At 43.0% G+C, this 21,542-nt stretch carries 20 protein-coding genes, 1 pseudogene and 1 riboswitch; of the genes and pseudogenes, 20 read left to right on the top strand and 1 reads right to left on the bottom strand.

The window, feature by feature from the left end:
• The first annotated feature begins 30 nt into the window (after nt 1-30).
• From ACTNES_RS10690 to ACTNES_RS10595, 20 genes and pseudogenes are all read left to right on the top strand, one after another.
• Nucleotides 31-1,056 (top strand): RluA family pseudouridine synthase, encoded by a 1,026-nt coding sequence (locus ACTNES_RS10690; protein WP_441039257.1) that lies wholly within the window; start codon nt 31-33, stop codon nt 1,054-1,056.
• Complete coding sequence (gene lepB, locus ACTNES_RS10685) at nt 980-1,540, top strand: signal peptidase I (RefSeq protein ID WP_291816301.1); 561 nt, start codon at nt 980-982, stop codon at nt 1,538-1,540. The genes ACTNES_RS10690 and lepB overlap by 77 nt, the downstream gene beginning before the upstream one ends.
• A gap of 159 nt (nt 1,541-1,699) precedes the next feature.
• Complete coding sequence (locus ACTNES_RS10680; protein WP_216459906.1) at nt 1,700-2,233, top strand: Holliday junction resolvase RecU; 534 nt, start codon at nt 1,700-1,702, stop codon at nt 2,231-2,233.
• A gap of 439 nt (nt 2,234-2,672) precedes the next feature.
• Complete coding sequence (gene hisZ, locus ACTNES_RS10675) at nt 2,673-3,791, top strand: ATP phosphoribosyltransferase regulatory subunit (RefSeq protein WP_291816303.1); 1,119 nt, start codon at nt 2,673-2,675, stop codon at nt 3,789-3,791.
• 3 nt (nt 3,792-3,794) lie between these two features.
• A complete protein-coding gene (gene hisG, locus ACTNES_RS10670) occupies nt 3,795-4,442 on the top strand; it encodes an ATP phosphoribosyltransferase (RefSeq protein ID WP_216459904.1) in 648 nt (215 codons plus the stop codon).
• A gap of 2 nt (nt 4,443-4,444) precedes the next feature.
• A complete protein-coding gene (gene hisD, locus ACTNES_RS10665) occupies nt 4,445-5,749 on the top strand; it encodes a histidinol dehydrogenase (protein WP_291816305.1) in 1,305 nt (434 codons plus the stop codon).
• Between the two features lie 170 nt (nt 5,750-5,919).
• The gene (hisB, locus tag ACTNES_RS10660; RefSeq protein ID WP_320813007.1) at nt 5,920-6,507 is read left to right on the top strand and encodes an imidazoleglycerol-phosphate dehydratase HisB; all 588 of its coding nucleotides are present in this window, start codon (nt 5,920-5,922) and stop codon (nt 6,505-6,507) included.
• Between the two features lie 17 nt (nt 6,508-6,524).
• Nucleotides 6,525-6,860, top strand: a pseudogene (gene hisI, locus ACTNES_RS10655) (phosphoribosyl-AMP cyclohydrolase); the annotation flags it as partial.
• A 171-nt stretch (nt 6,861-7,031) separates the two neighbouring features.
• A riboswitch (cobalamin riboswitch) is annotated at nt 7,032-7,207 on the top strand.
• A 159-nt stretch (nt 7,208-7,366) separates the two neighbouring features.
• Nucleotides 7,367-8,755, top strand: coding sequence for a sirohydrochlorin cobaltochelatase (locus ACTNES_RS10650; protein ID WP_441039256.1), 1,389 nt, complete (start codon nt 7,367-7,369; stop codon nt 8,753-8,755).
• A gap of 259 nt (nt 8,756-9,014) precedes the next feature.
• Nucleotides 9,015-10,058, top strand: a complete 1,044-nt coding sequence (locus ACTNES_RS10645; protein ID WP_291812041.1) for a hypothetical protein — start codon at nt 9,015-9,017, stop codon at nt 10,056-10,058.
• A gap of 111 nt (nt 10,059-10,169) precedes the next feature.
• Entirely contained in the window at nt 10,170-11,294 is a 1,125-nt protein-coding gene (locus ACTNES_RS10640) for an ABC transporter substrate-binding protein (RefSeq protein ID WP_441039260.1), read from the top strand.
• A gap of 228 nt (nt 11,295-11,522) precedes the next feature.
• On the top strand, nt 11,523-12,542 hold the full coding sequence (locus ACTNES_RS10635) for a FecCD family ABC transporter permease (RefSeq protein ID WP_216459897.1): 1,020 nt from the start codon (nt 11,523-11,525) through the stop codon (nt 12,540-12,542).
• A gap of 126 nt (nt 12,543-12,668) precedes the next feature.
• The gene (locus ACTNES_RS10630; RefSeq protein WP_441039255.1) at nt 12,669-13,805 is read left to right on the top strand and encodes an ATP-binding cassette domain-containing protein; all 1,137 of its coding nucleotides are present in this window, start codon (nt 12,669-12,671) and stop codon (nt 13,803-13,805) included.
• 105 nt (nt 13,806-13,910) lie between these two features.
• Nucleotides 13,911-14,630 (top strand): glycosyltransferase family 2 protein, encoded by a 720-nt coding sequence (locus ACTNES_RS10625; protein ID WP_291812028.1) that lies wholly within the window; start codon nt 13,911-13,913, stop codon nt 14,628-14,630.
• Between the two features lie 396 nt (nt 14,631-15,026).
• A complete protein-coding gene (locus ACTNES_RS10620) occupies nt 15,027-15,329 on the top strand; it encodes a hypothetical protein (protein WP_291812024.1) in 303 nt (100 codons plus the stop codon).
• 303 nt (nt 15,330-15,632) lie between these two features.
• Entirely contained in the window at nt 15,633-15,770 is a 138-nt protein-coding gene (locus tag ACTNES_RS10615; RefSeq protein ID WP_291812021.1) for a hypothetical protein, read from the top strand.
• Between the two features lie 18 nt (nt 15,771-15,788).
• Nucleotides 15,789-16,187: a fibronectin type III domain-containing protein gene (locus ACTNES_RS10610; RefSeq protein ID WP_291812018.1), complete on the top strand. Its 399-nt coding sequence runs from the start codon at nt 15,789-15,791 to the stop codon at nt 16,185-16,187.
• A 388-nt stretch (nt 16,188-16,575) separates the two neighbouring features.
• The gene (glmS, locus tag ACTNES_RS10605; RefSeq protein ID WP_291812015.1) at nt 16,576-18,417 is read left to right on the top strand and encodes a glutamine--fructose-6-phosphate transaminase (isomerizing); all 1,842 of its coding nucleotides are present in this window, start codon (nt 16,576-16,578) and stop codon (nt 18,415-18,417) included.
• Nucleotides 18,418-18,530: 113 nt separating this feature from the next.
• Nucleotides 18,531-18,791, top strand: coding sequence for a hypothetical protein (locus ACTNES_RS10600; RefSeq protein WP_441039254.1), 261 nt, complete (start codon nt 18,531-18,533; stop codon nt 18,789-18,791).
• A 13-nt stretch (nt 18,792-18,804) separates the two neighbouring features.
• Entirely contained in the window at nt 18,805-20,604 is a 1,800-nt protein-coding gene (locus ACTNES_RS10595; protein WP_441039253.1) for a fibronectin type III domain-containing protein, read from the top strand.
• A 74-nt stretch (nt 20,605-20,678) separates the two neighbouring features.
• Here the strand turns inward: ACTNES_RS10595 and ACTNES_RS10590 are convergent.
• Nucleotides 20,679-21,542: alanine/glycine:cation symporter family protein (locus tag ACTNES_RS10590; RefSeq protein ID WP_441039252.1), on the bottom strand; the 864-nt coding region annotated here is incomplete at its 5' end.

Genomic DNA, 21,542 nt, shown 5'->3' with positions numbered 1-21,542 from the left:
TGAACATTAGTTAAGAAAGATATTTTAATAATGAAAGAATTTATCATAGAAGAAAACGAAGCCGGCCAGCGCTTTGACAAATATCTGGCCAAGCTTCTCAAAGAAGCTCCTAAAAGCTTCTTCTACAAAATGCTCCGCAAAAAGAACATTACCTTAAACGGCAAAAAAGCTACAGGAAACGAGAAACTCCTCAAAGGAGATACAATCAAACTGTTCCTGAGTGACGAAACCTTTGACAAATTTGCCGGAACCACTCAGGTAGCCCGTGCGTATTGCGATCTGGACATTATATATGAAGATTCCGATATCATCATCATTAACAAACCCGCTGGAATGCTTTCCCAGCCAGCAGATGACGGCGAACCATCCCTGGTAGAATACCTGATCGGATATCTTCTGAAAAAAGGCGAACTCACCGAAGACCAGCTCAAAACATTCAAACCATCCGTATGCAATCGCCTTGACCGCAACACCAGCGGAATGGTCTGCTCAGGCAAAAGCCTTTCAGGGCTCCAGTTTCTCTCCAGAATCTTCCACGACAGAACCCTTCACAAATACTATCTCTGTTTGGTAAAAGGAAACCTGGACAAACCAGCCCACATCAAAGGCTATCTGCACAAAGACAAAAAAACAAACAAAGTAATCGTAAGCAGACAGGAATTTCCAGATTCCCTTCCAATCGAAACCGGCTACCGACCATTAGGCAGCAACGGAAAAATGACACTTCTGGAAGTCGAACTCATCACAGGCCGCACCCACCAGATCCGTGCCCACCTTGCAGGTACAGGACATCCCCTGTTGGGAGACACCAAATACGGTAACAGCGAATTCAACAGACAATACATCCGTCATGGAGTAAAACACCAGCTTCTCCATGCGTACAGATTAGTAATTCCGGAAACAGACCAGACCTTCACGGCACCGGTACCGGAGCTTTTTTTCAAAATCATCAAGGAAGAACACCTGGAGGAGGTATATCATGAGAATCTGGAAAGAAGTATGGGATTACGCAAAAATGATCATAGCAGTGGTGCTGATCGTGACTCTCGTAAATAACGTTGTACTCATCAATGCCAAAATCCCATCCGAATCAATGGAGAAAACCATCATGACTGGCGACCGGATCTTCGGATTCCGACTGGCATATGGCATCAACATAAACCTCTTCGGACACAAAATATCAAAGAAAACAAAAGACCCTGAACGCTTCGACATCGTCATCTTCAAATATCCCGACGACGAAAGCCAGCTCTTCATCAAACGAGTAATCGGCCTCCCCGGAGAAAAAGTCCAGATCACAGACGGCAAAGTCTACATCAACGACTCCGAAATCCCACTGGATGACAGCTTCCTCCCGGAAACACCAAGAGGAACCTTCGGCCCATATGAAGTCCCCGAGAATAGTTACTTCGTACTCGGAGACAACCGCAACCACTCCAAAGACTCCCGTTACTGGAAAACCACCAGTTTCGTAACCTTTGATGAACTTGTAGGCAAAGCGATCATCAGATATTATCCGTCAGTGAAGTTGATTAAATAAATTCCCTCTCTATTGCTTAGAGATTTTTGTTGACAAAACGGGGCTTGAATTGATCATGTTAAATGATGATTGCAATTTATTGATAGATACAGGATGATTTTTAAAGTTATCCGTAAATATTATGACAATATAGTATAAGAAACACAATGGAGGAACACCGTGGCAACCTGGAACAGCAGAGGATTACGAGGCTCCACCCTGGAAGACCTCGTAAACCGCACCAACGAACAATACAGAGAAAAAGGACTGGCACTCATCCAGAAAATCCCAACTCCGATCACCCCCGTCCGCATGGACAAAGAAAACCGCCATATCACACTGGCCTACTTCGAACAGCGAAGCACCGTAGACTACATCGGAGCAGTCCAGGGAATCCCCGTCTGCTTCGATGCCAAAGAATGCGCCACAGACACCTTCCCCCTCGCAAACATTCATCCCCATCAGGTAGAATTTATGCAGGCATTCGAAAAACAGGGAGGCGTAGCATTCTTCCTCATATTCTACAGCCACGAAAATCAATTCTATTATCTCCCCCTGCGCCACCTTCTCACATTTTGGAATAGAATGCAGCAAGGTGGCCGCAAAAGCTTCCGCCGGGAAGAATTGGATAATCAATATTATTTAAATAAGAAGAATGGATTTCTTGTTCCTTATCTTGATGGGATTCAGATGGATCTAAATGAAAGAGAGTAGAAGAAGATTTCATCACAAACTTCCACATTGAACAACCCAGCTCAGAAAGATATGTTCCCTCCAATGCATTTGCAGGCGTCTTAGAGATTCTTAGTCATCCGGAAATCTGCGTTATGAGAAGAAAAGCCCCTTTTGTCTGAGCGTTAGCGAGTAATTCCGGGCTTTTCTTCTCATGTTTTTAGCAGATTTTCGGAGGACTTAGAAGCTCTTAGACACCGAAACCGCATTGGAGGGAACATATCTTTCTGAGCGTCCCTTATTAAATAATAATGTAAATAATATAGAAGGGATTGACAATTCCACCAAAACCCATTATAATTTTACCTAGTTTTCGTATTAGCTTGGTATCACGTTACTAAACTAAAGCGAAACAAAGAAAATAACATTAATTTAAGAAGTTTAAGAAACCACAATACATAACCACAGGAGGACCAAAACCATGCAGCGTATTTTTCACACCCCAGAAGGTGTAAGAGACATTTACAATGGCGAATGCAGCCAGAAAAGGAAAGTACAGGAGAAAATCCATCGTGTCTTCCACCGTTATGGATATGAAGACATAGAAACCCCAACCTTCGAATACTTCGAAGTATTCAGCCGCGAAGTAGGAACTATCCCGTCCAAAGAACTCTACAAATTCTTCGACCGAGAAGGCAACACCCTTGTACTCAGACCAGACTTCACTCCGTCCGTATCCAGAGCCTGCGCCACCTACTTCTCACCGGACAAAGAACCAGTAAGCCTCTGTTACACAGGCAACACCTTCATCAACAACTCCAGCTACAGAGGCCACCTCAAAGAAACCACCCAGATGGGCGTAGAACGAATTGGCGATGAATCTGCAGATGCAGATGCAGAACTCCTTGCCATGACAGTAGAATGCCTCCTCGCAGCAGGCCTCACCGAATTCCAGGTCAGCGTCGGACAGGTAGATTACTTCAAATCCCTTTTAAAAGAAGCAGAACTTGATCAGGAAGCAGAAGAACGTCTCCGCACTCTGATCTCCCAGAAAAACTCCTTCGGCGTAGAAGAATTTGTAGCAGAACAGAAGATCAAAGACAGCCTGGTAAAATCTTTCGTTGAAATCCCACAGATGTTCGGATCAGAAGACGTTTTAAAGAAAGCCAGAAGCCTCACAAACAACGCCTGCGCATTAGAAGCCGTTTCCAGACTGGAAGAGATCTACGAGATCATGAAGAACTACGGATATGAGAAATACATCTCCTTTGATTTCGGCATGCTCAGTAAATATCAGTACTACACAGGAATCATTTTCCAGGCATACACTTATGGAACCGGCGAGCCAATGATCAAAGGCGGCCGCTACAACGGTCTGATGAAACACTTCGGCAAACCAGCAGCATCCATCGGTTTTGCACTTGAGGTAGACAACCTCCTTCTCGCACTTTCCAGTCAGAAACTGATCTCCGAGAAAGAAGATAAGCCGGAAGTGATCGAGTACGAGCCACAGAACCGTGCAAAAGCCATCAAAGAAGCCCAGAAGCTTCGTGCAGAAGGCAGAAGTGTAGCATTACGTTTGAAAAAGGAGGCCAGATAAGCCATGAGATACCTGACAGTTGCCCTGACAAAAGGCAGACTTGCCAAAAAGACAATGGAAATGTTTGAGAAAGCAGGGATTACCTGCGAAGAAATGAAAGATAAAGATTCCCGTAAACTGATCTTCGTCAACGAAGAATTAAAGATGAAATTCTTCCTTGCCAAAGGACCGGATGTTCCTACCTATGTAGAATACGGCGCAGCAGACATCGGAATCGTAGGAAAAGATACCATCCTTGAAGAAGGCCGTAAACTTTATGAAGTTATGGACCTCGGATTTGGAAAATGCAAAATGTGCGTCTGCGGTCCGGAAAGTGCCAGAGAAGTTCTGGAGAATAATCAGCTGATCCGTGTAGCAACCAAATATCCAAATATTGCAAAAGATTATTTCTTTAACAGAAAACATCAGACCGTAGACTTGATTAAATTAAACGGTTCTATCGAGCTTGCACCGATCGTCGGACTTTCCGAAGTAATCGTGGATATCGTAGAGACCGGAAGCACACTGAAAGAAAACGGCCTGAAAGTATTAGAGGAAGTTTGCCCGCTGTCTGCCAGAATGGTAGTCAACCAGGTAAGTATGAAGATGGAGAACGAGAGAATTCGCAAACTCATTGATGAGTTAAGAAGAGTTCTGCAGGAGGAAATGTAAAGATGCGTACAGTAAAATTAACAAAAGAATCCACAAAAGATATTCTTGAGAATCTGCTGAAAAGAAGCCCGAACAATTACGGAAAATTCGAATCAACAGTCGCTCAGATCCTTGACAAAGTAAAAAATGAAGGAGACGAAGCTATCTTTGCCTATACAAAAGAATTTGACAAAGCAGAAGTGACAAAAGAGACTATCCGTGTCACAGACGCAGAGATTGAAGAAGCCTATGCACAGATCGATCCGGCGCTCCTTGGAGTCATCCGCAAAGCTCTGGTCAACATCCGCAAATATCATGAAAAACAGATCCAGAACAGCTGGTTCACAAGCGAGACAAACGGAACTATGCTTGGGCAGAAAGTCACTCCATTAAATCGTGTCGGTGTTTATGTGCCTGGCGGAAAAGCGGTTTACCCATCATCTGTACTGATGAATATCGTACCTGCAAAAGTAGCCGGTGTACCGCACATTGTTATGACAACACCTCCTGGAAAAGACGGCAAAGTATGTGCCTCCACACTGGTAGCTGCCAAAGAAGCAGGAGCAGATGAAATCTATAAAGTAGGTGGAGCTCAGGCAATCGGAGCACTTGCTTTTGGAACAGAGAGCATCCCAAAAGTAGACAAGATCGTAGGTCCTGGAAACATTTTCGTAGCTCTTGCAAAGAAAGCAGTTTACGGATACGTAAGCATTGACTCCATCGCAGGTCCAAGCGAGATTCTTGTTCTTGCAGATGAGACAGCAAATCCTCACTTTGTAGCAGCGGACCTTCTTTCCCAGGCAGAACATGATGAACTTGCCTGCGCGATCCTGATCACAACAAGCGAAGAATTTGCTGCCAAAGTAGACGAAGAAGTAAAAGGTTTTGTAGAAGTCCTTTCCAGAAAAGAAATTATCCAGAAATCTCTGGACAACTTCGGATACATCCTGATCGCAGAAGACATGGACGAAGCAATCGAAGCAGCCAACGAGATCGCACCGGAACATATGGAAATCGTAACAGCTAACCCGTTCGAAGATATGATGAAAGTAAAGAATGCAGGTGCTATCTTTATCGGTGAATACAGCTCCGAGCCTCTGGGAGACTATTTCGCAGGTCCGAATCACGTACTCCCGACAAACGGAACAGCCAAGTTCTTCTCCGCACTTTCCGTAGACGACTTTATCAAGAAATCCAGTATCGTATACTATTCAAAAGCTGCACTGCGTGACATCCACAAAGATATCATCCAGTTTGCAACCTCCGAACAGCTCACTGCACATGCCAATTCCATTGCGGTGCGTTTCGAGGATGAAGATAAGGAATAATATAATACCTGAGATTTTCAAATTTGTTAAAGGTTCTATTTCCTGAACATCATAAATTGATGTTTGAGTTGAAAATTTTATCGTGTAAGCACGAATAGTTTTCTGACTTTTTTATCCTGGATATTATAAAGTGAAAATACTATAAAATGTAAAACAGAGAGGACCTAATCATGGCAAGAGAAGCCTCAGTAGAAAGAAATACAAAAGAAACCGAAATTAAATTAAAAATAAATCTGGACGGAACCGGAGTTTCTGACATTGAAACAGGTGTAGGATTTTTCGACCATATGCTGGACGGATTTACCCGCCACGGACTCTTTGACCTCAGTGTCAGAGTCCACGGCGATCTTCAGGTAGACGATCATCACACCATCGAAGACACTGGAATCGTTCTTGGAACTGCATTAAAAGAAGCCATCGGTGATAAAAAAGGAATCAAACGCTATGGCAGCTGTATCCTTCCAATGGATGAATGCCTGGTACTCTGCGCAATCGACCTGTCCGGAAGACCATATTTCGCATGGGATGCAGAATTTACCACAGACAAGATCGGTGACATGTCCACAGAAATGGTAAAAGAATTCTTCTACGCCATTTCCTATTCCTGCGGCATGAACCTTCATATTAAAGTCTTAACCGGTGGGAACAACCATCACGTAGCAGAAGCTATGTTTAAGAGTTTTGCCAAAGCACTGGATGCAGCTACATCTTATGATCCAAGGATCACAGATGTATTATCCACGAAAGGAAGCTTATAATGGAAAACACATCAAAGTTTAAAAGCAATATCGCCTGGTCTGATTTCAAATTAAACAGCGACGGAATGGTACCTGACATTGCTCAGGACTATCAGACAAATGAAGTTCTGATGCTCGCATACATGAACGAAGAAGCCTTTAACACCACACTCGAAACCGGCAAGATGACCTACTGGAGCAGAAGCCGCAACGAACTCTGGACCAAAGGTCTTACCTCCGGTCATCTCCAGTTTGTAAAGTCTCTTACTCTGGACTGCGATAACGACACCATCCTTGCGAAAGTAGAACAGATCGGCGCAGCCTGCCATACAGGCAGCAGAACCTGTTTCTTCAAAACACTAACGGAAGCAGAATAAAGATTATTATTCACATGTTGCTGAGAGTGTAGCGAACAGTAACGAATAAAGTAAGAGAATCAGCATGATTTCTTATATAATGCAAAAATATTAATAGAAAATATAAACAAATTGTATTGACATTTTCTATCAGATGTGATAAAAAAAGAGTATCCGAATTGAATATGTGCAATGTTATAACGCGAAGGTTGCATCATATTGATGCACAAAAGAGAATCCGGTGAGAATCCGGAGCGATACCGTCACTGTGTATGGGAGTTGCTTTTCAGAAACCACTGGGCGACCGGGAAGGGAAAAGCGGCGATGATCGAAGTCAGGAGAACTGCCTTGGCGTGGAATTTAAGGTCTGCGGTATTACAGAACCTCTATTCTCATAACTATACATAGCTCTTTTATAATTAACAACCGTGTATTTATGGGAAAGTGGCAGCTGCAGTATATGTAGCTGCTTTTCTTTGCATACGTCTGTCCGGAAATACGAGAAATAAAAGAGGAAAAACGAAATGAAAAGAAAATCCATGTTAGCTTTATTACTTGCAGTATCTATGACCTGTTCCATGACAGCAGCAACAGGCACAGTAGCATTTGCTTCTGATGACACAGCAACAGAAGAATCAGCTGATGACGCAGAAGCAACAGATGCTGCAGAAGCAGAGGACGTTTCCGATGATACAGCAGAAGCTTCTGATGATGATCAGAAAGCAGCTGACGAAGTAGCAGCCCTGATCGACAAGATCTATGTTCAGGAAAGAAATGACACAACTGATGAAGACTGCAAAGCAGCAAAAGAAGCATGGGACAAACTGACAGATGCTCAGAAAGAACTGGTTGAAGGTGAAGAAGCAAGCCCAGAGTATTTTGGACGTGATACAGGTGATGCTTCCAAAGATGATCCACGTAACCAGGACGAAATCGGTGAGAACGAAATTCTGGTAGTAAGCTTTGGTACATCCTTCAACGATAGCCGTGCAGAGGATATCAAAGGAATTGAAGATGCTCTTGCAGAAGCATATCCGGACTGGTCCGTAAGACGTGCATTCACAGCACAGATCATCATCAACCATGTAGAAGCAAGAGATGATGAAGCAATCGATAACATGCAGCAGGCACTTGACCGTGCAGTAGATAACGGTGTTAAGAACCTTGTTGTACAGCCTACACATCTGATGCATGGTGCAGAGTATGATGAGATGGTAGATGCTGTTAACGAATACAAAGATAAATTCGAATCTATTGCAATCGCAGAGCCAATGCTTGGTGAAGTAGGCGATGACGCTACAGTAATTAACGATGACAAGAAAGCAGTTGCTCAGGCAATCACAGATGCAGCTTGCCAGGAAGCAGGATTCGATGATATGCAGGCAGCAGCAGATGCTGGTACAGCATTCGTATTCATGGGACATGGTACATCCCATACAGCTAACGTAACATATGACCAGATGCAGACACAGATGGAAGACCTTGGATTCACAAACGCTTTCATCGGTACTGTAGAAGGTGAACCAGAAGATACAGCTTGCGAAGAAGTTATCGCAAAAGTTAAAGATGCAGGATTCAAGAATGTAGTCCTTCGTCCTCTGATGGTTGTTGCTGGTGACCACGCTAACAACGATATGGCTGGCGATGATGAAGATTCCTGGAAATCTCAGTTTGAAGCATCCGGAGCATTTGACAGCGTTGACTGCCAGATCGAAGGTCTTGGAAGAATCGAAGCAGTAGAAGATCTCTATGTAGAGCATACAAAAGCAGCTATCGACTCTCTTGGAACATCTGATGACGCAGAAGCAACAGACGATGCAGAAGCTACAGATGACGCAGAATCTACAGATGACGCAGCAGCTGATGATACTGCAACAGATGATGCAGCAGAGGAAACAACAGACGCTGAATAATCAATCGCTTAAAAGATTTTAAATATTGTCCAAACGAAAAACTGCCCGGAGAACTTGCAAAAGTTCCCGGGCAGATATACTATATGATAGAAAGGAATGAGACTTTTTATCATATAGTATATCTGCACTGGCAGGTTTAGTTTAATAAAAACGAAACAACTATTATAGGAAGAATATTTCATTTTATCTATTATTATAGAAGAAAAATATTTAACAGAAGAAAAACAAAAATTTATATATAAGACAAAGGAGTAACATCATGAAAAAACGTTCATTCACCTTATTAATGACAGCCCTTACAGTTTCAGCAACATTACTCGGCACAAGCCCAATCCTGGCAGAAACAAAAGATGATACTGCAACAGAAGAAACAGCAGATAAGGACGCAGCTGACACAGAAGAAACAGATGCGAAAGATGAAGAAAGCAAAGATGCAGACACATCCAAGGGAGATACCTTAGAGGATGGCACTTATACAGCAGAATTCGATACTGACAATGGAATGTTCCATGTGAACGAAGCAAACGACGGAAAAGGAACCCTCACAGTAAAAGATGGTCAGATGACTATTCATGTAAGCCTTGCATCCAAGAAAATCGTAAATCTGTTCGTCGGAAAAGCCGAAGATGCAAAAAAAGATGGCGCAGAACTCCTTGAGCCAACTACAGACACTGTTACATACAGCGATGGAATGACCGAAGAAGTATACGGCTTCGATATCCCGGTGCCTGCACTTGACGAAGAGTTCGACGTAGCCCTTATCGGAACCAAGGGCAAATGGTACGATCATAAAGTAAGTGTTACCAATCCTGTAAAAACAGATGATGCAGAAGCAGCAGATACCGAAGACACAGCTTCCAAAGATGCAGAAGACACAAAAGAAGACGCGAAAGATGACACAGAAACAGCAGACACAGAGAAAGACAGCAAAGACGAAAAAGGCAAAACATTAGCAGATCTTAACCTTGAGGATGGCGACTACACAATGGAAGTAACCCTCACAGGCGGAACTGGCAGAGCAACTGTTGATTCTCCTGCTGCAATCAAAGTAGAAGGCGACAAAGCCACAGCAACTATCGTATGGAGCAGCCCGAATTACGATTACATGCTCGTAGATGGCGAAAAATATGAGCCAGTCAATAAAGATGGAAACTCCACTTTCGAAATCCCGGTCAGTGTATTTGACGCAGAAATGGAAGTAACAGCTGATACAGTAGCAATGAGTACTCCTCATGAGATTGACTACACCTTAAACTTTGATTCCTCAACTGTCAAAGAAGCGAAAGCAAAAGACGCTGAATAATAGATACAAAAAACTAAATAAAGAAAATACATAAATCGGAAATATACAGTTATGAAAAAGAATATTTCAATTACAAAACTGCAGAAAACAATATTTCATGCTTTTCTGCTGATGGCGATGCTGCTGATCTGTACCGGCACGGTAAATGCAGCTGACAAAGACAGCACCAGTACTCCGGCAGATATCCCGGGACTGACTTATGATCACAGTATGGAATTATCCTATGCGCAGGAATTCAGCGTGGACTACTATAATGATGGCTACGCCCTTATCACTATTGATCAGGAAGGTCAGTTTCTGGTAGTCCCGGAAGGAAAGGAAGCACCGGAAGGTCTGGATAAAGATATCACAGTAATCCAGCAGCCACTGAATAACATTTATCTGGTAGCAACTTCAGCCATGGATCTTTTTCGTGCCATTGATGGCATTGACAGTATCCGTCTCTCCGGAACCAAGGAAAGCGGATGGTATATTCAGGAAGCCAAAGATGCCATGGAAGCCGGAAAGATGATCTATGCCGGTAAATACAATGCACCGGACTATGAACTGATCCTGAACGAGGGATGTGGTCTTGCCATTGAGTCCACCATGATCCATCATAACCCTGAGGTACAGGAGAAACTGGAGCAGTTTGGTATCCCGGTCATGGTAGAACGTTCCAGTTATGAGAGTCATCCTCTTGGCAGAACCGAATGGATGAAACTCTATGCAGTTCTCCTTGGAAAAGAAGATGTGGCAGAGAAAGCTTTTAAAGAACAGACAGACAAGCTTGACAAAGTCCTTGCATCTGACGATAAAGACACTGGCAAGACAGTAGCGTTCTTTTACATCAATTCCGTAGGCGCTGTCAATGTCCGCAAAAATAATGATTATGTGTCCAACATGATCGAACTTGCAGGCGGCAAATACGTCCCGGAAGACACCGGAGAGAGCGATAATGCCCTGTCCACTATGAATATGCAGATGGAAGAGTTCTATGCCAAAGCAAAAGATGCAGATTACATTATTTACAACAGCACCATTGACGGAGAACTTACAACCATTGACGAACTCCTTGCCAAGAGCAATCTTCTGGCAGATTTTAAGGCAGTGAAAGATGGAAATGTATGGTGCATAGGCAAGAACCTTTTTCAGGAAACAACAGAACTTGGAACTATGATCGAAGACATCCACACTATCCTGACAACAGATGATGATTCATTGGAAGAACTCAACTATATACATAAACTTAAATAAAAGAAAAATTCAAAGGATCAGACAGAGGGACAGTTATAAGTAAGTGTTGAAGGTGGATTGTGAATATTCGTTTAATAAGAAGGAATCCTGCAGACAGGATTTTAGTACAGGGGCAAAACTTGTAGTTTGCCCTTGTATTATATCTGAGTAAATAAGCAAATTTGCTCTTATCCATATAATTCGGGATAAGAGCATAGAAAACAAATAAAAGATAGAAGGAACAAGGACATGAACGACAAGAAACGTACAGCCAGATACTGGCTGTCATTTATCATACTGGCAGTTCTGCTGGTGATCTTATTTGTCTGGAACGTAAATGCCGGAAGCATTCACCTTTCCGTAGGCGAAATCCTGAATATTATATTCAGACATCAGGGGGACAGCACTGCCTATAATATCATATGGGAGATCCGTCTTCCGAGAATCCTGGCAGTTATCATCCTGGGAGGAGCACTTTCCGTTTCCGGATTTCTCCTGCAGACATTTTTCAATAACCCGATCGCAGGACCTTTTGTGCTTGGAATCTCCTCGGGAGCCAAGCTGGTAGTTGCCCTGCTGATGATCTTTTTCCTCAGCAGATCTATCTCTATGGGATCCGCGGCAATGATCATCGCAGCTTTTATTGGTTCCATGATCTCCATGGGATTTGTCCTGCTGGTGGCAAAGAAGGTCCACAATATGTCCATGCTGGTCATCAGTGGCGTTATGATCGGATATATCTGCTCCGCTGTCACAGACTTTGTGGTTACGTTTGCAGATGATTCCAATATTGTCAATCTCCACAACTGGTCTCTGGGAAGTTTTTCAGGAATGTCATGGGCGAATGTGCGGGTAATGGCAGTCGTTGTGCTGATCACGATGGTAATTGTGTTCTTCATGTCAAAACCTATTGGTGCATACCAGTTAGGAGAAGTCTATGCGCAGAACATGGGCGTGAATATCAAACTGTTTCGCGTGGCACTGATCCTGCTGTCAAGCATTCTGTCCGCCTGTGTGACCGCTTTTGCAGGACCAATATCCTTTGTGGGAATCGCAGTGCCACACATTGCCAAAAGCCTGCTCAAAACAGCCAGACCTCTCCTTGTGATCCCTGCGTGTTTCCTTGGAGGAGCAGTATTCTGCCTTTTCTGCGATCTGATAGCCAGAACTGTATTTGCGCCTACAGAACTCAGTATCAGCTCCGTAACTGCAGTGTTCGGAGCACCGGTTGTAATCTATATTATGATCCGCAGACAGCAGAGAATATAACCTGTTGGCAGAATGTACTTCCATCACCAAAAGCAATTTTCAATGGATTTTGACTCGTAACTGTGAGCGAAGATACTGAATAGTTACGAGCAAAGAAACAAATATAAGGAAAGATATAGAGAGAACATGGATAACAATACAAATAAAAAAGCGCCTGCGAAAGAGCCGTATTTTTTTCATACAGATCAGCTGACGGTCGGTTATGACGGTAAACCACTGATCAGAGAAATCAATATTCAGTTAAAAAAGGGTGAGATCCTTACTCTGATCGGCCCAAATGGAGCCGGGAAATCCACAATTCTTAAGAGTATTACCAGACAGCTTGCCACAATCAGTGGTACGGTTTATCTGGATAAACAGCTGATGAGTCAGATGTCCAACAAAGAAGTATCGCAGAAACTGGCAGTTGTTCTCACAGAGAGAATGCGTCCGGAATTAATGACCTGTGAAGATATCGTAGCAACCGGACGTTACCCTTATACAGGTACTCTGGGAATTCTTTCAGCAGAGGACAAGGTAAAAGTAAAGGAAGCCATGGAAACTGTCCATGCCTGGGACTTAAAAGACAGAGACTTTACAGCTATCAGTGATGGGCAGCGGCAGAGAATTCTCCTTGCCCGCGCCATTTGCCAGGAGCCGGAGATCATTGTATTGGATGAGCCGACTTCATTCCTGGATATCCGTCATAAACTGGAACTGCTCACAATTCTGAAACAAATGGTTCTGGGCAATCAGCTTACAGTCATAATGTCTCTTCATGAGCTGGATCTTGCACAGAAAGTTTCTGACAAAGTTATTTGTGTTCATGGAGAACACATAGAGAAATACGGTGCACCGGAGGAAATTTTTACCTCAGATTACATTCGAAATCTGTACGGCATTACCCGGGGAAGCTACAATGCAGCCTTCGGGTGCGTGGAAATGGAACCACCGAAAGGCACACCGCAGATATTCGTGATCGGAGGCAACGGAAGCGGAATTCCAATCTACCGGAAACTCCAGCGCCAGGGCATTCCTTTCGCAGCAGGTGTGCTTCATACAAATGATGTTGATTATCAGGTAGCCAGTGCTCTTGCAGCACAGGTAGTTGCAGAGAAAACATTTGAATGCATTTCACAGAAAAACTATGAAAATGCAGCAGAACTTATGAAGCAGTGTCAGAAAGTTATCTGCCCGCTGAAAGAGTTCGGCACCATGAACGCTGCAAACAAAGAACTTCTCAATCTAGCCCGGAAGCTAGGAATACTTGTAAAGGATATATAAACTCTGCAATACCATTTCCCATGTATATGTGCTATAGTGGATTTCATCAAACATCGTTACTGAGACAAAGTGAACAGTAATGAAAACATCCAAAGGAGAGGCACTATGGATAAGCTATATATCGTTATTCCTGCATACAACGAACAGGATAACATTGAGCTGGTCGTCAACGATTGGTATCCCATTATAGAGAAGCATAATGGGAATGGTCAGTCCCGCCTGGTGATCATTGACGACGGAAGCAAAGATTCCACATATGAGAAATTAAAACAATGCGCTGAAACACGACCGCTTCTGACTCCGCTGACAAAGCCAAACGGTGGACATGGAGCAACCGTGCTATACGGGTATAAATATGCTCTGAAGAACGGTGCAGACTACATATTCCAGACAGATTCCGATGGTCAGACACTTCCGGAAGAGTTTGAACCGTTCTGGAACCGCAGACAGAAATACGACATGGTTATCGGGTGGAGAAAGGACAGACAAGACGGATTTTCCCGTGTATTTGTGACCAAAACACTGAAATTAGTTATTCGTATCTGTTTCGGTGTAACTCTAACAGATGCAAACACTCCATATCGTCTGATGAAAGCGCAAACAATGCGCAGATACATTGCCCTGATTCCGAAGAACTTCAATCTTTCTAACGTTCTTCTGGCGGTAATCTACAAGAAAAAAGGATGTACCATCAAATATCTGCCTATCACTTTCCGTCCCCGCCAGGGAGGAGTCAATTCCATTAACATGAAGAAAATCTGCAAGATCGGAAAACAGGCAGTCATAGACTTCATGAAATTAAACCGGATCATCCGCAACACCTGAAAAAAATCCACTTTTTTATCGCTGCCCGCATGTAGTTACATGACGGGCAGCTGCTTTTTTCTACGTATTATCAAGATGAATGTCGAATTATATCATAAAACGTCGGACGAATTCCATTGACTTTTAGAGGCATAAAAATTAAAATTAAACTCGAAATAGGACAGAAACCAACACACTACATTATGTGAAAAGATGTAACATAACTGCTAATACAACACAAGATATAGAAAATATATACGATTTTTTATTCTACATAACACAGCTGCGGCATCCAGAACAGGGAATGCCACAGTACGAAATCAACACACACGCAAATACAGAATATATCATATAAAGTAATGCAGTGAAGTAACAACATCAGATCACAGACACAGGATAATAGGAGAAAAGAGAATAATGAATACAATGAATGCGATGGAATTAACAGCAAATTACGAGGAGAAACTTGCTGCTCTCAAGGCGGAAATGAGTATGGCGGATAAATACATCCAGCAGGATAACAATGATCTTATAGAATTGGAGAACAGATATGAGAGATTAGATCTCCCGTATCCGGTAAAAAGATTCTTGGATGACTACATTGCATGCATGCAGACAAAATACGAACGTCTTGCAGATTTATGCTATCTGGCAGGAGAACGAGGACTTCTGGCAGGTACTGAATACAGAGCGGATAAGAAAATAGCTGCAATACGCTAGAGTACGTTACTGTTACAGTACATTCTTTTAAATCTCTTGTTTTATTTGGCGAAATAGGATATTGTAGATATGATATAGAAAAATTGGCAGATATGTTTCCATTTTTCTATTTTTTACGGCAGATAAGGAGAGATTAAATATGCATAAGAAGAGAGACATAATCGTACAGCTTGCGGAGATGACAGCACCAATGTAGTCTGTGAGGGCTATTCCAAGGCATTCCAGTACTTATGCGATCTCAGTGATATTACTTGTTATACAGTAAGCGGTATCATGAGCGGTGGAACTGGAGCAGGACCTCACATGTGGAATATTGTTGCAAATAATGGTAAATACTACCTGGCAGATATTACCAACAGCGATGAGGGTACAGTAGGAGCCGGGGGCGGGCTGTTTCTGGATACCCCACTCTCCGGAAGTATTTCCAAAGGCTATACATAGGCCACAGACAGCATAAACATGCATTATGCATACGATACAGATACGAAGAAATTATATGGAACAGGAAAGAATTCTATCCTTCTGATGACACAGGAGTCCTATTCGGCGGATGGCCTGACCGCAAAACCGGCAAAAACAACAATTACAGGCATATCAAACAAGACAGCCGGCAAACTTGTGATCAGCTGGAAGAAATCAAAAGGAGCAAAAGGATATGAGATTTACCGCCGTGCAGGAACTACCAATTCCTATGTAAAGGCAGCAGTGATCCAATCTGGTTCCACCATAAGATACACAAATATGAAACTGAAAAAAGGACACACATATTATTACAGAATCCGTTCCTATACATATGATAAAAACGGCGAAAAAGTATATAGTGGATGGTCCACTGTAAAAAGCCAGAAAGTAAAATAAAATGTCTCGGGGTTTTGGTGACCTTTGTTTATAAAAAAATCTTGAGGATATTATCAAAGAATAATGTTTGTGAAAGTATTTTCATAAAAACAGAGTATATCGTTTTGGGCGATTTTCTTGCCATAAGTGAAACATCATGCTACAATGAAACACGATATGGAAAGAAACACCCCGAAATCACAGGTTTCAGTCAGGGGCAGAAGAGATTTTGCCTCTGTTTTTTTGCATTATGATATCAGGGTCAAAAAATGGAAGAATCATTTTCATGTCTGTATGCATGATAGGAAATTTGAATCTCAGAACCGACAAACATGAGAAAAGAAGCGATTTATATAACAAATCTGCGAACTTTGAAGGTTTGAAGAATTCTTCAGGAGGAATATAGAAAATGTGTGGAATTGTAGGATTTACAGGTAATCATCAGGCAGCACCGATTCTGCTGTACGGTTTGTCCAGACTGGAATACAGAGGATATGACTCAGCAGGTCTGGCAGTTCGTGACGGAGAAGGTGATACAGCAATCATCAAAGCGAAAGGACGTCTGAAAGTTCTTGCAGACAAGACCAGCGATGGAGAGTCTGTTCCAGGTACATGCGGAATCGGACATACCAGATGGGCAACTCATGGCGAGCCATCTGAGACAAACGCACATCCGCATATGAGCGATGATGGAAATGTGGTAGCAGTCCACAATGGAATCATTGAGAATTATCAGGAGTTAAAGGACAAACTCATTCGTAACGGATATGAATTCTATTCATCTACAGACACAGAGGTAGCAGTTAAACTGGTAGACTATTATTATAAGAAATATCTCGGTACACCGGTAGATGCCATCAATCATGCAATGGTCCGTATCCGCGGCTCATATGCAATGGCGATCATGTTCAAAGATTATCCGGAAGAGATTTATGTGGCAAGAAAAGACAGTCCAATGATCCTTGGCGTAGAGAACGGTGAATCCTATATTGCCTCTGATGTCCCGGCAATCCTGAAATATACCCGCAACGTATATTATATCGGAAACCTGGAAATGGCCCGTGTCAGAAAAGGTGAGATTACTTTCTACAATCTGGACGGTGACGAGATCCAGAAAGAGCCAAAGACTATCGAATGGGATGCAGAAGCAGCAGAGAAAGCCGGATTTGAGCACTTTATGATGAAAGAGATTCATGAACAGCCGAAAGCAGTCCATGATACTCTGTATTCTGTACTCAAAGACGATCACATTGATCTTACAGAAGTAGGTCTTACAGAAGAGGATATCCGCAAAATCAGCCAGATTTATATTGTAGCCTGCGGCTCTGCGTACCATGTAGGAATGGCAGCTCAGTATGTAATTGAAGACCTGGCCAGAATTCCGGTACGTGTAGAACTTGCATCTGAATTCCGTTACAGAAACCCAATCCTGGATCCAAACGGACTTGTGATCATTGTCAGTCAGTCCGGTGAGACAGCAGACAGTCTGGCAGCACTCCGCGAAGCAAAGCAGAACGGTATCCGTACACTGGGAATCGTCAATGTAGTAGGTTCTTCCATTGCCAGAGAAGCAGATAACGTTTTCTATACCCTGGCAGGTCCGGAAATCTCCGTAGCAACCACAAAAGCATACAGCACTCAGCTCATCGCTTCCTATACCCTGGCAGTACAGTTCGCCAGAGTAAGAGAGCAGATTACAGAAGAGAAATACCAGCAGCTGATCACAGAACTGAAAGCCCTTCCGGATAAGATCACCAAGATCATCGAAGACGACAAAGAACGTATCCAGTGGTTCGCAGCCAAACAGGCAAATGCAAAAGACGCCTTCTTTATCGGTCGTGGCATCGATTATGCCATCAGCATGGAAGGCAGCCTGAAAATGAAAGAAGTCAGCTACGTACACACAGAAGCCTACGCAGCAGGCGAACTCAAACACGGCACCATCTCCCTCATCGAAGACGGAACCCTCGTAATTGGCGTCCTCACTCAGGATCATCTTTATGAGAAAACAGTCTCCAATATGGTAGAATGCAAGAGCCGTGGCGCCTACCTTATGGGCCTTACAACATACGGACACTATAATATAGAAGATACCGCAGACTTCACCGTCTACATACCAAAAACAGACCCGCACTTTGCAACTTCACTGGCAGTTATTCCGCTTCAGTTGCTGGGATACTACGTCAGCGTAGCTAAAGGTCTGGATGTAGATAAGCCAAGAAATTTGGCTAAGAGTGTAACTGTGGAATAATATAATGTAAAAATAATTGAAAGGGAGATTTGGCCATTTTGGTCAGGCTCCCTTTACAAAATTTAATCTTTTTTTCCAGCAAGGAGCGGGCAGCTGATGGAGGAATGAAGGCTGTGGATTTTGAAGATGCAGACACCACAGTCCACGCCAAGTATGCAGTAATCCTGGTCAACTATCCCGAAATATGTCGTTTTGTCCCATATCACTTGCAGCATTTCCTGAAATCTTGTATTTTATTAATAGAGAGATATCAGGGCTTGCAGCGTCACATGTTTAGCACCCATTGCAGTGGAACGAAAATGCGGGAGCTGCTTCGCGGTGAGGTAATTTGTAGATATCAAGTGAACGAAATATTGAGTAAAAACAAAGGATAAGGAGCGAGGAAGCATGTACAGAAGAAAAAGTTTTATCAGTTTGAGTTTAAGTCTCGTGCTGGCAGCAGGAACTTTGACAGCACCAATACTGGCAGCAGACGAGTTTACAGATGGGATGGGAGTAGAGTCACTTTCTAACACGGATCAGGTTCCATCTGCTGAGAATGGCACAGAACAAGAAACATCTTCAGCAAAAAATCAGGGAAAGTCAAATGCGGATGCAGATTTCAACGCCACAGTTTTTACAGATGGCGGAGAGAATAAAGCGATTTCAGGTGGTGACATTGCTGAATTCAATAGTGCAGATGATGGTATCACGGACAGCAATGTTACAGATAGCAGCATTACTGATGATACCGCAGCAGGAAATGATTTCACAGTCACAGAAAGAACCATACAGGAACTCCCGGATGGTTCTGTGCATGTAACAGAGAAAGTCAGTCTGAATACTGATACTTCATCAAACAATGATGAACTGTTTGGGGAGTATGCAAATCAGTTCTTCTACGAGAAAGATGCAGCTACAGCTCCTGCCACTTCTATTGGCGAGAGTGTTCTTTCCGGTGTACAGCAGGCTCTTTATGAAGAGATGAAAACAAAAGTAACCAATATAGCAGCAAAAGGTGGAAGCACAAAGTTCAAGGTCACTTCAGATCTGGGACTCCGCTGGCAGACTTCTGCTTCGGGAGCACGGTTAGAAAAGGAAGTATCACAGACTTTTGACAATCTGGATACAGACAAAGTTCTTAGCTGTCTCCGGACAGATTGTCCTTATGAATTATACTGGTATGAGAAAACGGCCAACACGGAGTGGAGCTACAATTATTCTGTATCAGTAAGTGGCGGTAAACGTATTGTCAGGATTACAGATCTGGAGGTATCCATGCCGGTATGCAATGGCTATGCATCCGATCAATATCGGGTAGATGCCAGCATGGTAAATATAGCAAAAGCATCGGCGGCAAATGCAAAACAGATTGTAAATGAATTCAAGAATTCGTCTGTGACAGAGAAACTGGTTGCTTATAAGGAAATGATCTGCTATCTGACAGACTATAATGATGAAGCAATGTCGGATTCTTACGCAGACGGCTATGGTGATCCGTGGCAGCTGATCTGGGTGTTTGACGGAGATGACTCTACGCAGGTAGTCTGCGAGGGTTATTCAAAAGCATTCCAGTACCTGTGTGATCTCAGTGATATTACCTGTTATACAGTAACCGGAGATATGGACGGCGGAACCGGTGCCGGACCTCATATGTGGAATATTGTAGAGCAGGATGGCAGATACTACATGGCAGACATCACAAACAGTGATAAAGGTACAGTAGGAGAGGACGGAGATCTTTTCCTTAATACTCCATCTTATGGCAGTGTTTCAAAAGGTTATACTTATGAAACCGAAAGCGGCAATATATATTTCAAATATGATAAGGATACCCGAGACACCTACGGAACCGGTGCAAATTCTGTTCTGCAGATGACAGATAAAGCTTATGATGTTGACAACAATACCGTGAAGCCTTCTAAACCGGTTATCAGTGGAATATCCAATAAAGTTGCAAAGAGGTTGACAATCTCCTGGAAGAAATCCCAGAATGCAAAAGGCTACGAAATCTATCGCAGAGCCGGCACTACAGGTTCTTATAGAAAAGTAGCAACCATCAAATCCGGAAATACTGTAAGATACACTAACACAGGATTGAGAAAAGGAACGAAATACTATTACAGAATACGGGCATATTCTTATAATGCGCTGGGAAAGAAAGTGTATAGTGGATGGTCTGCTGTGAAGAATAAAGTGTCCAGATAAGTATTTTATAAATGAAGTCATTAAAAGAGCCAGGAAACCAAATCGGAAGTTTCCTGGCTCTTTTAGAAATCTCATTATTTATCAATAACCTCAATTGGCGTCTCATCCTTCGCATCGAGATTATCAATATACTTCCGCGTCTCCTTAACAATCACATTAGAAAGCAAAAGCACCGCCACAAGGTTCGGGATTGCCATCAGAGCGTTCAGGATATCTGCAACAGTCCATACCAGATTCAGCGAAATAACCGGTGCAATAGCGGCAACAGCAATGTAAAGAACACGATAAGGAATCAGTCCTTTTTTGCCTGCAAAATATTCCACGCATCGTTCGCCATAATATGCCCATCCAAGAACCGTAGAATATGCGAAAGAAATAATTCCAACCACCAGGATCACAGGTCCAAGAACTGGAATCTGCTGAAAGGCCAGAGTCGTAAGTACACCGCCATCTGTAATATTTCCCATATCAATAGTAGGATTTTTCATAATACTGGTAACCAGAACAAGGCCAGTCATAAGACATACAACAACTGTATCCCAAAAAGTTCCGGTACTGGAAACAAGAGCCTGGCGAACTGGATTTCTTGTCTGGGCAGCAGCTGCGGCAATTGGAGCAGAGCCCATACCAGATTCATTGGAAAAAAGTCCTCTGGCAATTCCATACTGCATAGCCATCATAATACCGCGTCCTACCAGACCACCGGCAGCAGCACCAGGTGTAAACGCCATATTGCAGATCGTTTTGACAGCAGGGAGAATAAAATCATAATTAATTCCCAGAATAACCAGACATCCAAGCACATAAAAGAATGCCATAAAAGGAACCAGCTTTTCGCATACTGTAGCAATTGATTTGATGCCGCCAAAGATAACAAGTGCAGTCAGAGCAGCAACTGCAATTCCGATAAATGCAGGCGAAATATTCAGGTTCTCGTT

The sequence above is a fragment of the Blautia sp. HCP3S3_D9 genome (assembly GCF_052063845.1).
Lineage (GTDB): Bacteria > Bacillota > Clostridia > Lachnospirales > Lachnospiraceae > Blautia_A.
This window is presented reverse-complemented; position numbering and strand designations above follow the sequence as displayed.

Excerpts from the sequence above, each read along its gene's own strand:
- ACTNES_RS10635 (WP_216459897.1), top strand. The coding sequence starts at position 11,523 with ATGAACGACAAGAAACGTACAGCCAGATACTGGCTGTCATTTATCATA.
- ACTNES_RS10650 (WP_441039256.1), top strand. The coding sequence starts at position 7,367 with ATGAAAAGAAAATCCATGTTAGCTTTATTACTTGCAGTATCTATGACC.
- ACTNES_RS10620 (WP_291812024.1), top strand. The coding sequence starts at position 15,027 with ATGAATACAATGAATGCGATGGAATTAACAGCAAATTACGAGGAGAAA.
- ACTNES_RS10640 (WP_441039260.1), top strand. The coding sequence starts at position 10,170 with ATGGCGATGCTGCTGATCTGTACCGGCACGGTAAATGCAGCTGACAAA.
- hisZ (WP_291816303.1), top strand. The coding sequence starts at position 2,673 with ATGCAGCGTATTTTTCACACCCCAGAAGGTGTAAGAGACATTTACAAT.
- ACTNES_RS10610 (WP_291812018.1), top strand. The coding sequence starts at position 15,789 with ATGCATTATGCATACGATACAGATACGAAGAAATTATATGGAACAGGA.
- hisG (WP_216459904.1), top strand. The coding sequence starts at position 3,795 with ATGAGATACCTGACAGTTGCCCTGACAAAAGGCAGACTTGCCAAAAAG.
- hisB (WP_320813007.1), top strand. The coding sequence starts at position 5,920 with ATGGCAAGAGAAGCCTCAGTAGAAAGAAATACAAAAGAAACCGAAATT.
- glmS (WP_291812015.1), top strand. The coding sequence starts at position 16,576 with ATGTGTGGAATTGTAGGATTTACAGGTAATCATCAGGCAGCACCGATT.
- hisD (WP_291816305.1), top strand. The coding sequence starts at position 4,445 with ATGCGTACAGTAAAATTAACAAAAGAATCCACAAAAGATATTCTTGAG.
- ACTNES_RS10625 (WP_291812028.1), top strand. The coding sequence starts at position 13,911 with ATGGATAAGCTATATATCGTTATTCCTGCATACAACGAACAGGATAAC.
- ACTNES_RS10595 (WP_441039253.1), top strand. The coding sequence starts at position 18,805 with ATGTACAGAAGAAAAAGTTTTATCAGTTTGAGTTTAAGTCTCGTGCTG.
- ACTNES_RS10645 (WP_291812041.1), top strand. The coding sequence starts at position 9,015 with ATGAAAAAACGTTCATTCACCTTATTAATGACAGCCCTTACAGTTTCA.
- ACTNES_RS10630 (WP_441039255.1), top strand. The coding sequence starts at position 12,669 with ATGGATAACAATACAAATAAAAAAGCGCCTGCGAAAGAGCCGTATTTT.
- ACTNES_RS10615 (WP_291812021.1), top strand. The coding sequence starts at position 15,633 with ATGTGGAATATTGTTGCAAATAATGGTAAATACTACCTGGCAGATATT.
- lepB (WP_291816301.1), top strand. The coding sequence starts at position 980 with ATGAGAATCTGGAAAGAAGTATGGGATTACGCAAAAATGATCATAGCA.
- ACTNES_RS10690 (WP_441039257.1), top strand. The coding sequence starts at position 31 with ATGAAAGAATTTATCATAGAAGAAAACGAAGCCGGCCAGCGCTTTGAC.